Origin of the sequence: Rouxiella sp. Mn2063, from assembly GCF_049319665.1 — a bacterium.
Taxonomy (GTDB): domain Bacteria; phylum Pseudomonadota; class Gammaproteobacteria; order Enterobacterales; family Enterobacteriaceae; genus JBMOUD01.
This window is the reverse complement of sequence record NZ_JBMOUD010000004.1, coordinates 244565-259050: the sequence shown is the minus strand read 5'-3', so window position 1 is coordinate 259050 and position 14486 is coordinate 244565. Positions and strand designations below refer to the sequence as shown.

The window sequence follows — 14486 nt, the reverse complement described above, 5'->3', positions numbered from 1 at the left end:
TATGGTGCGATTTTGGCGGACATCCTCCGTCAGCAGCCCCTCGTGACGGTTCTCACAAGTGGTCAATGACTTGTTTTAATGAGGGAGTCTTCTATTACTGCATAAATATGACGAGTTGTTGTTGGCTCGTCGGTTGTTTGCTTATTTAGAGTGCTTCCAGCGGACTCCCAACTTAGCGAGAAAGCACGGGTAGGTCAAATAGGGTATAAGGATAGGCAAAAAAGAGTTAAAACATGCTTAACTAAATGATATTTAAGTTTTTTACCCTATTTTATTGACCGTATTAACCGTGTGGGAGGGGGGATGAAGTGTGAGCTGTCTCACTATAGTGCATGGTCAGTAACTGCGCACCATGCTAGTGCGGGGGTGATTGCCAGAATTTTATCCTGCAAAATGCAGGTCGCGTGTGCTATATCGCTGTTTTTAACCTGTACGTAATAATGTCATGAACGGGGTTAAATAATAAGAATTATTCATACATGACAAAGTGATTTTATTTGCACTAATAGTGAATAGTTATTCTTCGCATTAACGATGGGTAAAGTAAAAAAACGATGAACTAACAGGAGAAAAGTCTTGTACTGGCGGGGGTTGGCAAAAACTCGCTAAGTAGCATTAATAATGCTTCCGTGGGAATTAGTCAATAAATCTCCCATTTGGCAAGTTTGCACCATGGTCATGGCCCAGGAAGGTGCAGAGATTATTGCGTTGCTCCGCTGTACAGATCTCATCCCCCGTTTACCGCTTTTTACGGTATGATCTAGAGGATTTTTTCCAAAAGGAAATGTGATGAAACAAATCCGGCTATTGGCCCAATATTATGTCGATCTGATGGTGAAACTAGGGCTGGTGCGCTTTTCGCTGCTGCTAGCGTCTGCATTAGTTGTATTGGCAATGATTGTCCAAATGGCAGTCACCATGTTGCTGCGCGGTCAGGTCGAAAGTATTGATGTTGTGCGATCGATCTTCTTTGGTCTGCTGATCACCCCTTGGGCGGTGTATTTCCTCTCTGTGGTGGTGGAGCAGCTTGAAGAATCGCGCCAGCGCTTATCGCGCTTGGTCGATAAGCTGGAGGAAATGCGTCACCGCGATTTGGAGCTTAACAAGCAGCTCACTGACAATATTACCCAACTTAATCATGAGATTGCTGACCGTATCAAAGCCGAAGAGGCGCGTTTGGCGGTGGTTGATAAGCTAAAACTGGAAATGCATCACCGCGAGCAGGCGCAAATCGAGTTGAGTCAGCAATCAGCGCTGTTGCGTTCATTCCTCGATGCTTCGCCAGACTTGGTCTATTACCGCAATGAAGATAAAGAGTTTTCTGGCTGTAACCGGGCAATGGAGTTGTTAACCGGCCGTAGCGAGAAGCAGTTGATTGGCTTGACGCCTAACGATGTCTATAGCGCAGACATTGCCGAGAAAGTCATAGAAACGGATGAGAAAGTATTTCGGCACAATGTCTCGCTGACCTATGAACAATGGTTGGTTTACCCTGATGGCCGCAAAGCCTGTTTTGAACTGCGCAAAGTGCCTTTCTACGATCGCGTTGGCAAACGACATGGGCTAATGGGATTCGGTCGCGATATTACTGAGCGTAAGCGTTACCAGGACGCGTTAGAGAACGCGAGTAGGGATAAGACGACTTTTATCTCTACGATCAGCCACGAGCTTCGTACGCCGCTTAATGGCATCGTTGGTTTGAGTCGCATCCTGCTTGATACCCATCTTAACGATGAACAGCACAATTATCTGAAAACCATTCACGTTAGTGCGATTACGCTGGGCAACATTTTCAATGACATCATTGAGATGGATAAAATTGAACGCCGTAAAGTACAGCTGGATAATCAGCCTGTTGATTTCACAGGATTCCTTTCCGATCTTGAAAACCTTTCTGGCTTGCTAGTCCAGCCAAAAGGGCTGAAGTTTATTATGGAGTCCGAACCACCGCTGCCTCACTCGCTGATCACTGATGGCACCCGCCTGCGACAAATACTGTGGAACCTGATTGGTAATGCGGTCAAATTTACCAGTGAAGGGGAAATTATTGTCCGAGTGCATTATGAACCGAAAGGTTTGCTGCGTTTTGAAGTGCAAGATTCTGGCATGGGCATTCCTAAGGATGAACAAGACAAGATTTTCGCCATGTATTACCAGGTCAAAGATCGCAAAGGTGGCAAACCGGCAACCGGAACCGGGATTGGCCTGGCGGTTTCCAAGCGTCTGGCGCAAAGCATGGGCGGGGACATTAGCGTAGACAGTTCGCCGGGGCAGGGTTCCTGCTTTACCTTGACGGTGCATGCACCTGCGGTGGATGAGCCAACGGTAATTGATCATGATGAAGATGATTTGCCGTTACCAGCGTTGCATGTATTGCTGGTCGAAGATATTGAACTCAACGTTATTGTTGCCCGCTCAGTGCTGGAGAAATTAGGTAACAGCGTTGAAGTCGCGATGAACGGACATGATGCATTGGCGATGTTTGATCCTGACGAATTTGATTTAGTGCTGCTAGATATCCAACTACCAGATATGAGTGGTTTGGATATTGCGCGCATATTACGAGAAAAATATGCCGGACAACATTTGCCGCCTCTCGTGGCACTTACGGCTAACGTTCTAAAAAACAAGAAAGAATACATTGATTCCGGGATGGATGATGTATTGAGCAAGCCGCTATCTGTCCCTGCACTGACCGCGATGATCCAGCAATATTGGGATCACCAACCTGAGTTGATGGCCGAACCGGAACATAACCTGATGAAAGACAAAGAATCACTGCTTGATATTGCGATGCTGGAACAATACATGGACCTCGTCGGGTCAGGGCTTATTCATCAAAGCGCTGATATGTTTGAAAAGATGATGCCGGGCTATCTTGAGGTGCTGGATTCGAATATGACTGCGCGCGATCAAGACGGCATTGCGGAAGAAGCGCATAAGATTAAAGGGGCGGCAGGATCGGTCGGGTTGAAACATCTACAACAACTGGCACAACAAATTCAGACGCCATCGTTGCCAGCGTGGTGGGATAACGTTCAGGATTGGATAGACGAGTTGAAATTGGAATGGCGTAACGATATTCAGGTATTACGTGACTGGACGGCAAATGCTGAAAAAAAATAACCCCAGCCGAGGCCGGGGTGCGCGAATACTGCGCCAACACCAGGGAAATCGTTAACCCACGAATCGTTATTGGGGCTTTTGGTTTCGTAGGTCTTGGTAATTGTGACATCGAGTCTAGTACATAATATTTGACTCAACATACCAAATATAAAAGTAGCTGCGACTAAATTCATTAAAAACTGTGATGTAGAGTAGTCTTTGTCACTACATAAGTTCAAGCGTTTATCGTAGGAAATTTTCACAAGTATTAGTGAAATTTGTCAGTGTACTGCCTTCTAGAGGAGTTTTTTACCTTGGAACAGAGCCCTAGAAGGCATTAATACGCTGACTTTTATTTAATAAGCTACTGTATTGTTAACGCTTTTTTGTTTTTTTTATATATAACATTATGTTTTTTAAGAAATAATTAATATAGCCGGATTCGATAAAAAAAACTCGTCGTCAGATTGTATAACAATTGTCCGATGTGGCGATTTTTTGTTTAAGGAATCGAGTCCATGTGCTTTTTATATGCGATTTTACTAAGATTTTTTTAGCTACACGAGCCGTTTCGTTTCTATAAACTGTGCTATTTGTCAGCAATAATGACTTAAAAAGTATGCATTTTTCCTAATCTGAAACATAAGAAATGTAAAACAATGATGTTTTCAAGGCCCAATATCTGATTAATTTTTAAGTTTTATGTAATAAAATAACATGTCACTTTAGGGCATAAAGGTGTATTAGAATTCAGCGATATGATCGAGGCAGCATAGCTTATTTAACTCGTTGCTTACGTTATCTCAGTTTTGGATAAACCGGCTGTTTATACGGATTTTAGAGGCGATTATTCTTATTTGTTAAATATGAAGCGTCGTGTGATTTGGGATATTGATAAGTTGGTCTGGTGAGTAAAGTAATGGGCAGTATTTTATGAGCAAAAAATCCAAAAAAGGGTTATTAGCCTGGCCTTTATTATGGCTGAGAAGAGTGATATTCACTCTGGTTGGGCTATGGCTGGCTGGTATTATCTTGTTTTCGTTTCTGCCAGTGCCACTTTCTGCCGTGATGGTTGAACGCCAACTTTCCGCCTGGTTTAGCGGTAACTTCAACTATGTAGCCCACTCTGATTGGGTACCGATGGATCAGATATCGTCACCAATGGCATTGGCGGTGATCGCTGGAGAAGATCAAAAATTCCCAACCCACTGGGGCTTTGATGTCGATGCTATCCAATTAGCGTTAGATAACAATGATAAGGAAGACGCTCGAGTTCGCGGTGCTTCAACGATTTCGCAGCAAACAGCAAAAAATGTGTTTTTGTGGGATGGCCGCAGCTGGCTGCGTAAAGGTTTAGAGGCCGGACTGACCGTCGGTATAGAAACCGTCTGGAGCAAGCGGCGTATTCTAACGGTTTATTTGAATGTGGTGGAGTTTGGTGATGGGGTATTTGGTGTGGAACAGGCCGCCCAACACTTCTTCCATAAACCTGCCAGCCGTTTAACACCGTCTCAAGCGGCCTTATTAGCGGCGGTATTACCTAATCCACATATCTACAAGGTCAACGCGCCATCGGCTTATGTTATTAGACGTCAGCAGTGGATCCTACGGCAAATGAACCAGCTTGGCGGCGATCGCTTCTTACAAACTAACAAGCTGCATTAAGGCTAGTGAAAAAAGAAAGGGACTGCATGAGCAGTCCCTTTGTCTTTATATCTAAATGCTTACTGAACGTAGGTAAAGGCGGTCGTCACGTGTTTTACACCGCTGACGCTAGCGGCAATATTCGCTGCTGCTTTACCTTCTTCTTGTGTCACCAAGCCTAGTAAGAAGACTTCGCCATTTTCTGTGGTGACTTTAACGTTAGAAGATTTAACCGAGTCGCTGGTCAAAATCTGTGAGCGTACCTTGGTGGTGATCCAGGTATCGACGGAGGCTGTGCCTAGACTGACGGGTTTCCCCATACGAATCTCATTGTAAACATCGGTAGTACCATCAACACCAAGCGCGATTTGCTTAGCGCGTGTTGCCATATCGGCACTCGGTGCCTGGCCTGTTAACAGGACTTTGCCCTGATAAGCGGTGGCGACGATACGTGCATCAGTTTTTAACTGTTTATCTTTGCTGATGGCGTTAGATACGCGGGCTTCCAGCGTGGTGTCATCAACTTGAGTACCGACGGAACGCGGATCGGTGCCAGTTTTGGTTGCAACACCTGCAACGCCGACCACAGCGGCCGCTACGCAGCCTTGTAATACGAGGGCGCTAAGTACTACAGCAAACAAGTAACTAGCCTTCATTGGTTCTCCTCAATCGTCCTGGTGTGGGAACAAAGTATTATCTATAAGGTCGCACAGGCAATTCACAGTCAGCATATGCATTTCCTGAATACGAGAACTTCGATGGGACGGAATTCGGATCTCCACATCATTGGGCCCCAATAACCCGGCCAATTCACCGCCGTCATAACCAGTTAGAGCAACGATGGTCATATCGCGCGTGACGGCAGCTTCAACCGCTTTGACAATATCACGACTATTACCACGCGTCGAAATAGCCAGCAGAACGTCACCCGCCTGGCCAAGCGCTCGCACTTGCTTGGCATAAATTTCGTCATGCAGGCGATCGTTAGCGATAGCAGTCAGAATAATATTATCTGCACATAGTGAGATTGCAGGAAGGCTAGGACGTTCAGTTTCAAAACGATTTATCAGACTGGCGGAAAAATGCTGCGCATTGGCCGCAGAAGTACCGTTACCACAGCACAGAATTTTGTTGCCATTGAGCAGGGATTGCACCAGCGTCATCGCTGCTCGTGATATCGCATCAGGCAGCGCTTCCGCTGCGGCAATCTGGGTTTGGATACTTTCGGTAAAGCAGACTTTGATTCTATCCAGCACGTGATTTTTCTCGTCAGTTAGGCTGTAAAGGCAACCAGTCGATCTTGATTTATCCTTGCGCATTGAATGCATCAGGGAGCCATTCTACTTGGCTACCGGTGATGGCTAAAACATCAAAACGGCAAGATGATGTGTCAAAGCTCGCACCTTTGTGTGCAAGCCAGATGGCCGCGGCGTGTAATAAACGTCGCTGTTTATGATAAGTAACACTAGCCGCTGCGCTGCCGAAGTTGGCATTGCGACGGTAACGGACCTCAACAAACACCCAGGTTTGCCGATCGCGCATAATAATATCAAGCTCGCCACCGCGATAACTCACATTCGCGGCAATAAATTTAAGTCCGGCACGCTCTAAATGCTGTCTGGCTAGTGCTTCATAGTAAGCCCCGCGTTGGCGGGTGCTCATCGTTTTCTCTTGCATTAGCACATCCTTGTACCTGATCTAGGCTGACAGTCTCGTCGATTGCCAGCCTAGATCATATTATATCGAACACTAATTACCAACAGCGCTCAAAGTTCCTTGATGATACTGCAGCCAAGGCAGCTTACGGTGGATCACACAGTTAGTATTGGCTGACAGTTCGCCAGTGCTGCCAGCTAGCTGGAAGCCTGGAATCTGACGCATTTGCGAGAAGTTATTGGCCAGGTTATAAGCATCAATCCCCATCGCATAGAGGCGAACCAGAGAATAATCATTGCCTAATTGGCTGCTTGCTTGTTGCATTAGCGCCGGGTTAGAACCTGCCAGTAATGGAATGTCGCTGAACTGCACGCCTTCCATTTCCAAACGATAATCCGGGCCAGCGCCTGCCTGATAGCTACGAGAGCTGGCATAAATAGTCGGTTTCACTCGGGTGTTGATTGATAAATCAATCATTGGCTTGATAAGCGTCAACTCATCTTGCGTTGCCACCACATACAACGAGTCGATAGCACCAGATGGCGCGCCAGAAGTTTGCGCAATCTGTGCATCCGTTGGTGGTGCTGGAATCGTCAACCCGGCGATAGTCACGCTAGGCTGTGCTGGTGTCGCTTGTGCAGTAGAAATAACTGGCGTGCCGGACAGGCGTAAGCCTCCGCCACGACTAACCTGTTGTTTCAAATCAGAGTAAGTGCCGAAAGTCTGTTTCAACACTGTCTGGCCGCCCTGTTTCTGCCACTCATCGGCAAAGGCTTGGGCAACGCGATCGCCGAAGTTACCGTTTGGTACCAGCAATAGCGGGGCTTGTTTATGCTGCGCCCACATGTGGCGTGCCGCGTCACGAGCTTCATCTTCAGGAGACAGGGCAAAATAACAGATATTTGGGCTGTTTTTCTCAGTTTCAGGCTGGTTAAGGGCCAACACATTGAGCTGAGTACTGGTCGCTTCTAATGCACTCACTTGATCTTTGATCAATGGCCCAACGATTAACGTCGCGCCATCTTGCTGAGCCTGGCTGAGTAGCACAGGAATAGGCTGGCTATTGGTATCGTAGACTTTTACCTGGACGTTAGCCGCAGGGGCTGGAGCGGGGGCGGCAGGCGTTGGAGCCGCTGCTGGCGCCGCCGGCTGGTCTGTTGCTGCGGTGACTGGTGGTGTTGCTGTGCTCACGACGGCATTTGGGTCTGCAGGTGCTGCGGTTGGTTGCACTGGGGCAGGTTGTGCGGCCGGTGCTGCACTAGGTAGCCCTTTTACTGCTGCGTTGAAACCTTGGGCGATAGCATTACCATAAACCTGCGCAGGCCCACTCATTGGCAAGAACAGTGCGATAGTTTCGGCTGAAGCCGGTTTAAAGCTCAGCACATTAGTTAACGGCTGCGGCAGGTTTTTAGCCGCCGGGTTATAAGGATAGCGTTTTTGCCAATCTTCAATACCGGCTTTCAGCAATGCAGGGTCTTGCTTATTGGTTTGCCAAACATTAAGTAAGTCCAACCAACCTTGCAGCACGTTCTCATTGGCATTGATCACAATGCTGTTGATGTCTTGTGCAGAAAGTTGAGTCAGCGTCAGCCAGGTGCTATCGATATTATCCTGATGATCTTTACCTTGTAGCAGCGGCTCTTGCGCAATATAGGCGCGGATCAGCGGCAGGCTGGCGCGGCCTTGGCTGGCGGCGATTTGTGCCTGATAGAAACGCACTTTCTGATCGCCAGAGAGGCTATCGACATCGAGTTTTCCTAATTGTGCCGCTGCTTCTGGATAATTTTTTTGCGCAATTTGCAGCTCTACTCCCAGCAGTTGTTGCTCCTGAGCCTGGACTGCGGTCAATCCTTTTGGCGGCAACTGTGCAAACTGATCTGCTGCTTGTGGCAGATTGCCTTCACGTAACAGGGCACGAATCGCAAGTAATTGCCACTCAGCCTTGTTATCATCGCTACTTTGCTGCGCTTGGGCCAGATAGTAGGCGGAAGTTCCAGCTGCTGCTCCCTGAACACTTTCTGGTGGCGTTTGTGGCGCTTGGCTCGAACAACTGGCGAGTAACATCGCTACAATAATGGCAGGGATTAAACGTCCCGTGCGTGTACGAAAAATTGTTGAGGAAGGCATGCTGTTTCCAGTGATGTTTTTTTCAAGATGCTCAATATTAAATCGGCAATCCGGATGAAACAATGAATCAACACGATCAAGCAGATATTTCTGCATCAACGCTGTATGTGGTACCGACTCCGATCGGCAACCTGGCCGACATTACTCATCGGGCATTAGCGGTACTTAAAGGCGTCGATTTGATTGCTGCCGAAGACACTCGCCACACGGGATTACTGCTCCAACATTTCGCCATTAACGCCAAAATGTACCCGTTGCACGACCATAATGAACAGCAGAAAGCCGATCATTTACTGGCAAAACTCCAGGAAGGTCAAAGTATTGCATTAGTTTCTGATGCAGGAACACCATTGATTAACGATCCTGGTTATCACCTGGTGCGCCGCTGTCGTGAAGCCGGTATACGTGTCGTTCCTTTGCCGGGAGCCTGTGCGGCAATTGCAGCACTGAGTGCCGCCGGTTTGCCCTCGGATCGTTTTTGTTACGAAGGATTTCTCCCGGCCAAAACTAAATCGAGAAAAGATGTGTTGCAGGCATTAATTGAAGAGCCGCGTACCATGATTTTCTATGAATCCACTCACCGGCTGTTAGAAAGCTTACAGGATATGGTGACGGTGTGGGGGCCAGATCGTTATGTTGTGCTGGCACGTGAGCTGACAAAAACCTGGGAAAATATCCGTGGTGACGGCGTAGGCGCTTTGCTTGATTGGGTCAAAGAAGACGAAACACGTAAACGTGGTGAAATGGTATTGATTGTGGAAGGTCATTCACCGGATAGCGAAGCACTGCCTGCGGAAGCACTGCGCACGCTGTCGCTTTTGCAAAAAGAGTTACCGCTGAAGAAAGCCGCAGCACTTGCCGCAGAGATCCACGGTGTGAAAAAGAACGCGCTTTATAAATACGCGCTTGAACAACAAGGTGAAGAAGTCGACGACGTCGAATAATTGCACTGTTTTTGGTCAGTTGCAGAGTGTGAAAGGCGATCGGCGCTATACATCCTGAGCGGGAACCCCTATAATCCGCGCCGGAGTTGACCAGACAGTCGCCGCTTCGTTGCCGTCCCTTTCGGGGGAGACAGATGAAGGGGAGGAAAGTCCGGGCTCCATAGGGCAGGGTGCCAGGTAACGCCTGGGAGGCGCAAGCCTACGACAAGTGCAACAGAGAGCAAACCGCCGATGGCCCACGCAAGTGGGATCAGGTAAGGGTGAAAGGGTGCGGTAAGAGCGCACCGCGCGACTGGCAACAGTTCGTGGCATGGTAAACTCCACCCGGAGCAAGGCCAAATAGGGGTTCACATGGTACGGCCCGTACTGAACCCGGGTAGGCTGCTTGAGCCAGTGAGCGATTGCTGGCCTAGATGAATGACTGTCCACGACAGAACCCGGCTTAACGGTCAACTCCAACTTCTTTAAAAACAATGGGTTGATGTATTCCATCTACATTTCGCGTTAACGTGAAGACTAAGATGGAGTGCATCAGCGCTTGTTCCAATCCCAAACACAATTCTCAGCGGTAACAGCAATTAACGTTATTTCAAATTTCCTATCGCTAAATTCTTTTGTGCATCTCTGCACGGCATCACAAGCCTGACTAATTAGTACATAAAAAGATCAATAACCCTGGTTTTAGTGTTGTTTTTGGTTACTCTATTCACCTCATTCATAAGGAGGTGTAATTATGGCAATACCAGCATATCTGTGGTTAAAGGATGATGGCGGCGCTGATATCAAGGGTTCAGCGGATGTTTGCAAGCGTCAAGGCAGCATTGAGATTATTGCGCTCAATCACTGTGTCTCAACGCCCACCGATAACAACACAGGAAAGATCACCGGAAATCGGATACATGCTCCGTTCACTTTTGATAAAGAGATCGACTCCTCTAGCCCCTACCTTTATAAGGCCTTATGTACTGGCCAAACGCTTAAATCTGCTGAAATAAAATACTACCGAATCAACGATGCGGGCCAAGAAACGGAATATTTCAACACCCTTCTGGAGAACGTCAAAATCGTCGGAATAATTCCGCTGATGTATGACACCAAATCTGCGTATGGTGAGAGGCGCAATCATCTCGAGTATGTTGAATTGTGCTACGAAAAAATCACCTGGAAGTATTTGGACGGCAATATTGTTCATTCAGATAGCTGGAATGAACGCGTTACTGCATAGGGAGATGAATAATGGTTTGGACTTATAAACAAAGTACCGGTGAGATGTTTCATGATGGTGAATTAGTTGGGCAGGGATATTCCGGCGTATTGACCAACAAAAACAATCCAGATCGTCAGCAGGTTAAAGGAATGGGACCACTTCCGAGAGGTACGTATCGTATTGGGGCAACGACGCTTTCAAAAGGACCAATGACTATCGAACTTCACCAAATCTCAGGGGATTCTTTCGGCCGGAATTTATTCCGTATTCATGGAGAGCGTATCAATAAGCCTGCGGGTTTTGCTTCCGCAGGGTGCATTATTTTGGCTCCATCGATACGCCGTCTGATTAAAGACTCTTCAGAGCATCTTGAGGTGATAAGGTGAAATTACTCGCTGTGCTATTACTATTTCCAGCTCTAGCTAGTGCTGCAATGACACCTCAAGATATTCGTGAGCAGGTACATAAATACGGGACTGTCGAATTTTCTGCAAAAGTGTCGCCTAATGAGTGGAAAGCCGTGCTGGATAATATTTCTAGCGGTAAAGGTGAATGGATCGCACTTGCGCCTGATTTAGCCCCCGCCATTAATCTACAGCAAGCTAATCAACTTACCGATGCGCTCTATTATGCGCTGGCACCTAATGCTAAAGAGACGTTGAAGGTACTGGCAATACTTGATAAACATCATGATAAATATCAGCAAGGTACGGCTTTGTCTTGTGTTTCACCACTGGATAAACCTAAAGATGAAATGCTGCGTATTTATAATCACACTCGTCTGTCTTTACTTGATGCCGGGCCACAAGCAGCAGAATGTCTTTGGTCACTGGAAGGGTGGATTGAAGAAGTAAAAGCAGAAGAGGCTCAAAAAGCCAAATGAAGACTGTATATGCTGGATATTTCCCCGCGTAACCTCAGTTACGCGGGCTTTTCTCATTTGTTTTCGATGTAAAAGTGGATCACACCGGCAAGTCAATCAACAGGGCGCGCAATGGCGTCTGCGCTTTTACCGTGATTTTATTTTCCAGATGGATAAATGCACCATCGCCACATACCAGTTTTTGGCAATCGTTGCTCTCGTTGCCGATAGCATCAACCTGACCGTGAATTGATTGTAGGTAAGCGCGGGGGCCGTTAATCGTTAGCGTCTGTTGCTCACCCGGCTGTAAATCAAGCTGATGAATCCACACCTCTTGGCGCAGTTGCAGGCTGCCGTCTTTGCCGTTTGGTGACGCCAATAGCTGATAAGCATCGCCATTAAGCTGCAACTTTTGTAGCAATGGATTCTCATGCTGTGGGCAAGCATCCAGCCATAGCTGCATTCTGGTCAGCGCATGGGTATTGCTTATATTATGTTCACTGTAGCTGACGTTAGCTCGGGTTGAGAGCAGAGCGGCTTCTCCTGCGGCAACAGTAATAATATTGCCATCGCTGTCGCGATACTCAGCTTCCCCTTGCAACACCAGATTGAGGATATCAACGCGCGGATAGGTTCGAGGTTGAAGGCTGGCTCCGGGCGCCAAGACTTCTTGATTCAATACGCGTAACGACGCATACCCCATTAGTTTTGGGTCGAAATAGTGCCCAAAGGAAAAGGTATAACGTGCCTGCAGCCAACCAAAGTCGGCTTTTCCGCACTCTTTTGCTGTTCTACTTTTAATCATGGCGGCGGCTCAGTGATGAAAATTGTCGATGAAGTAAATGTTAAGCGTCTGGACGCTCGATTGTAAGCCAGTTAATCTGGTGACTATATTCAAATTTCCTGACAGAGACTTGCGATGGGCAAAGACCGCGCGTTAACACTTGAAGCATTGAGGGTCATGGACGCTATCGATCGACGCGGCAGTTTTGCGGCGGCGGCCGATGAGTTGGGCCGTGTCCCTTCTGCATTGAGTTATACCATGCAGAAACTCGAAGAGGAGCTAGATGTTGTGCTGTTTGACCGTTCTGGTCATCGAACAAAATTCACTAACGTCGGCAGAATGCTGCTCGAACGCGGACGTGTATTGCTTGAGGCCGCCGATAAATTAACGGTAGATGCGGAAGCCTTGGCCCGCGGATGGGAAACGCATATTACGATTGTATGTGAGGCGCTGTGTCCTGCGGTACAACTGTTCCCGTTGATTGAAAAACTGGCACAAAAAGCCAATACCCAAGTGTCTTTGATAACAGAGGTACTGGCTGGTGCGTGGGAGCGCCTGGAGCAAGGGCGTGCGGATATTGTGATCGCCCCGGATTTGCATTTTCGCTCCTCATCAGAAATCAACAGTCGTAAGTTATACCAATTAACCCGGGTTCATGTTGCTGCGCCGGATCATCCGATTCATCTGGAACCCGAGCCCTTATCTGATGCAACGCGAGTAAAATATCGTGGTATTGCTGTTGCCGATACCGCACGCGAGCGACCAGTACTCACCGTGCAACTGCTCGAGAAGCAGCAGAGACTGACAGTGAGTACTATCGAAGAAAAACGCCAAGCGTTACTGGCGGGATTAGGGGTGGCAACGATGCCGTACGAGATGATCGAGCAGGATATTGCCGAAGGTCGTCTACGAGTGGTCAGCCCTGAGTTTAGTCGTGAAATCGACATTATTATGGCCTGGCGTCGCGATAGCATGGGTGAGGCAAAAGCCTGGTTCCTGCGTGAAATACCTCGTTTGCTGGCAAAGCGCGAGGATAAATAGCGAGGTAATGACTCCTTAGCTTTTACGAGGCTAAGGAGTCATGATAGCGCTTAGCCGAAACGGACGTCACGTCCGTGAGGGGCATCAAGGTCTTGTACCGGGCCGGTCGAAATAATCGCATGCGGATTAATTGTGGCGTGGCTGCGGTAATAATGGTGGCGAATGTGCGCCATATCTACGGTCTGTGCTATCCCAGGTATCTGATAAATATCACGAAGAAAAGCAAACAAGTTCGGATAATCGCTGATACGTCGGCGGTCACATTTAAAATGGGTTACATAGACAGGGTCAAAACGAATCAGCGTCGTCCACAGGCGAAGATCGGCTTCGGTTAAGGTATTGCCTGTTAAATAACGCTGTTTATCCAGTATTGCTTCCGCGCGGTCTAGCGCGTTGAACAGCCCGTCAACCGCTTCATCGTAAGCTTCCTGGCTGGTGGCGAACCCTGCCTTATACACGCCATTGTTAATGTGCGGATAAACCCACTCATTAACCTCATCAATTGCCCCGCGCAATGTCTCTGGATAGTAATCTCCGGCTCGTGCACCTTGGGCATCAAAAGCACTATTAAAGATACGCATGATATCGGCAGATTCGTTGCTGACAATGGTCTGCTGATGTTTATCCCACAGAATAGGCACTGTTACCCTACCTGTGTAATCTTGCTGTGCCCGCAAATAAACTTCATAGGCATAGTTCAACTGATACAAGTCATCACCGGTTGCATTGGGGAAGTCGGTGGCAAATGTCCAGCCACGGTCAAGCATCACCGGATGCACCACTGATACAGGAATTAGCGATTCCAAGCCTTTTAGTGTCCGCATCACCAAGGTGCGATGCGCCCAAGGGCAAGCTAATGAAACGTAAAGATGATATCGGTCTTTCTCGGCGGCAAAACCACCACGCCCTTGCTCTCCAGGTGAACCATCAAATGTGATCCAATTACGAAACTGCGACGCGATACGCTTGAAGTGCCCGCCCGTTGATTTGGTGTCGTACCACGTGTCTTGCCAGATACCTTCGACCAATTGTCCCATGATGCGTCTCCTCGAGTCGTGGATGCAGAAGAATATTGAACGATATACCCGTCATACTTGAATTTGTCTCTACATTGGC

Annotated in this window: 13 protein-coding genes and 1 other RNA gene; 8 read left to right on the top strand and 6 right to left on the bottom strand. The window is 47.8% G+C overall.

Annotated elements, in window-relative coordinates; genetic code table 11:
• Window positions 1-789 precede the first annotated feature (789 nt).
• Window positions 790-3126, top strand: a complete 2337-nt coding sequence (gene arcB, locus ACL9RG_RS08670; RefSeq protein ID WP_422792190.1) for an aerobic respiration two-component sensor histidine kinase ArcB — start codon at window positions 790-792, stop codon at window positions 3124-3126.
• Between the two features lie 912 nt (window positions 3127-4038).
• Window positions 4039-4770, top strand: coding sequence for a monofunctional biosynthetic peptidoglycan transglycosylase (gene mtgA, locus ACL9RG_RS08665; RefSeq protein WP_422792189.1), 732 nt, complete (start codon window positions 4039-4041; stop codon window positions 4768-4770).
• Between the two features lie 59 nt (window positions 4771-4829).
• Here mtgA and dolP read toward each other — a convergent pair whose 3' ends face one another.
• From dolP to ACL9RG_RS08645, 4 genes are all read right to left on the bottom strand, one after another.
• Window positions 4830-5405, bottom strand: a complete 576-nt coding sequence (gene dolP, locus ACL9RG_RS08660; RefSeq protein ID WP_422792188.1) for a division/outer membrane stress-associated lipid-binding lipoprotein — start codon at window positions 5403-5405, stop codon at window positions 4830-4832.
• A gap of 9 nt (window positions 5406-5414) precedes the next feature.
• The gene (gene diaA, locus ACL9RG_RS08655) at window positions 5415-6005 is read right to left on the bottom strand and encodes a DnaA initiator-associating protein DiaA (protein WP_422792187.1); all 591 of its coding nucleotides are present in this window, start codon (window positions 6003-6005) and stop codon (window positions 5415-5417) included.
• Window positions 6006-6054: 49 nt separating this feature from the next.
• Window positions 6055-6411 carry a YraN family protein gene (locus tag ACL9RG_RS08650; RefSeq protein WP_422792354.1) on the bottom strand — a complete coding sequence of 119 codons (357 nt, stop codon included), beginning with the start codon at window positions 6409-6411 and terminating at the stop codon, window positions 6055-6057.
• Between the two features lie 87 nt (window positions 6412-6498).
• Window positions 6499-8532: a penicillin-binding protein activator gene (locus tag ACL9RG_RS08645; protein WP_422792186.1), complete on the bottom strand. Its 2034-nt coding sequence runs from the start codon at window positions 8530-8532 to the stop codon at window positions 6499-6501.
• 62 nt (window positions 8533-8594) lie between these two features.
• Between ACL9RG_RS08645 and rsmI the strand changes: the two genes are divergently transcribed.
• The 5 genes from rsmI to ACL9RG_RS08620 all read left to right on the top strand — a co-directional run bounded on the left by rsmI (window position 8595) and on the right by ACL9RG_RS08620 (window position 11566).
• The gene (gene rsmI, locus ACL9RG_RS08640; RefSeq protein WP_422792185.1) at window positions 8595-9476 is read left to right on the top strand and encodes a 16S rRNA (cytidine(1402)-2'-O)-methyltransferase; all 882 of its coding nucleotides are present in this window, start codon (window positions 8595-8597) and stop codon (window positions 9474-9476) included.
• A gap of 82 nt (window positions 9477-9558) precedes the next feature.
• Window positions 9559-9937: RNase P RNA component class A (gene rnpB, locus ACL9RG_RS08635), an RNA gene on the top strand.
• A gap of 272 nt (window positions 9938-10209) precedes the next feature.
• On the top strand, window positions 10210-10701 hold the full coding sequence (locus tag ACL9RG_RS08630) for an Hcp family type VI secretion system effector (RefSeq protein ID WP_422792184.1): 492 nt from the start codon (window positions 10210-10212) through the stop codon (window positions 10699-10701).
• 11 nt (window positions 10702-10712) lie between these two features.
• Complete coding sequence (locus ACL9RG_RS08625; RefSeq protein WP_422792183.1) at window positions 10713-11069, top strand: tlde1 domain-containing protein; 357 nt, start codon at window positions 10713-10715, stop codon at window positions 11067-11069.
• Entirely contained in the window at window positions 11066-11566 is a 501-nt protein-coding gene (locus tag ACL9RG_RS08620) for a hypothetical protein (RefSeq protein ID WP_422792182.1), read from the top strand. Before ACL9RG_RS08625 ends, ACL9RG_RS08620 begins: the two co-directional genes overlap by 4 nt.
• A 79-nt stretch (window positions 11567-11645) precedes the next feature.
• Here the strand turns inward: ACL9RG_RS08620 and ACL9RG_RS08615 are convergent, their stop codons facing one another.
• Complete coding sequence (locus ACL9RG_RS08615) at window positions 11646-12350, bottom strand: pirin family protein (protein ID WP_422792181.1); 705 nt, start codon at window positions 12348-12350, stop codon at window positions 11646-11648.
• Window positions 12351-12464: 114 nt separating this feature from the next.
• On the opposite strand from ACL9RG_RS08615, the gene ACL9RG_RS08610 reads away from it, so the two are divergent.
• Entirely contained in the window at window positions 12465-13370 is a 906-nt protein-coding gene (locus ACL9RG_RS08610) for a LysR family transcriptional regulator (protein WP_422792180.1), read from the top strand.
• Between the two features lie 50 nt (window positions 13371-13420).
• Here ACL9RG_RS08610 and ACL9RG_RS08605 read toward each other — a convergent pair whose 3' ends face one another.
• Complete coding sequence (locus ACL9RG_RS08605; RefSeq protein ID WP_422792179.1) at window positions 13421-14407, bottom strand: glutathione S-transferase family protein; 987 nt, start codon at window positions 14405-14407, stop codon at window positions 13421-13423.
• Window positions 14408-14486: the final 79 nt, after the last annotated feature.

What these genes read in the sequence shown, in the direction of transcription:
- arcB (WP_422792190.1), top strand. Translation starts at nt 790, where the DNA reads ATGAAACAAATCCGGCTATTGGCCCAATATTATGTCGATCTGATGGTG.
- mtgA (WP_422792189.1), top strand. Translation starts at nt 4,039, where the DNA reads ATGAGCAAAAAATCCAAAAAAGGGTTATTAGCCTGGCCTTTATTATGG.
- dolP (WP_422792188.1), bottom strand. Translation starts at nt 5,405, where the DNA reads ATGAAGGCTAGTTACTTGTTTGCTGTAGTACTTAGCGCCCTCGTATTA.
- ACL9RG_RS08650 (WP_422792354.1), bottom strand. Translation starts at nt 6,411, where the DNA reads ATGAGCACCCGCCAACGCGGGGCTTACTATGAAGCACTAGCCAGACAG.
- ACL9RG_RS08645 (WP_422792186.1), bottom strand. Translation starts at nt 8,532, where the DNA reads ATGCCTTCCTCAACAATTTTTCGTACACGCACGGGACGTTTAATCCCT.
- rsmI (WP_422792185.1), top strand. Translation starts at nt 8,595, where the DNA reads ATGAATCAACACGATCAAGCAGATATTTCTGCATCAACGCTGTATGTG.
- ACL9RG_RS08630 (WP_422792184.1), top strand. Translation starts at nt 10,210, where the DNA reads ATGGCAATACCAGCATATCTGTGGTTAAAGGATGATGGCGGCGCTGAT.
- ACL9RG_RS08625 (WP_422792183.1), top strand. Translation starts at nt 10,713, where the DNA reads ATGGTTTGGACTTATAAACAAAGTACCGGTGAGATGTTTCATGATGGT.
- ACL9RG_RS08615 (WP_422792181.1), bottom strand. Translation starts at nt 12,350, where the DNA reads ATGATTAAAAGTAGAACAGCAAAAGAGTGCGGAAAAGCCGACTTTGGT.
- ACL9RG_RS08610 (WP_422792180.1), top strand. Translation starts at nt 12,465, where the DNA reads ATGGGCAAAGACCGCGCGTTAACACTTGAAGCATTGAGGGTCATGGAC.
- ACL9RG_RS08605 (WP_422792179.1), bottom strand. Translation starts at nt 14,407, where the DNA reads ATGGGACAATTGGTCGAAGGTATCTGGCAAGACACGTGGTACGACACC.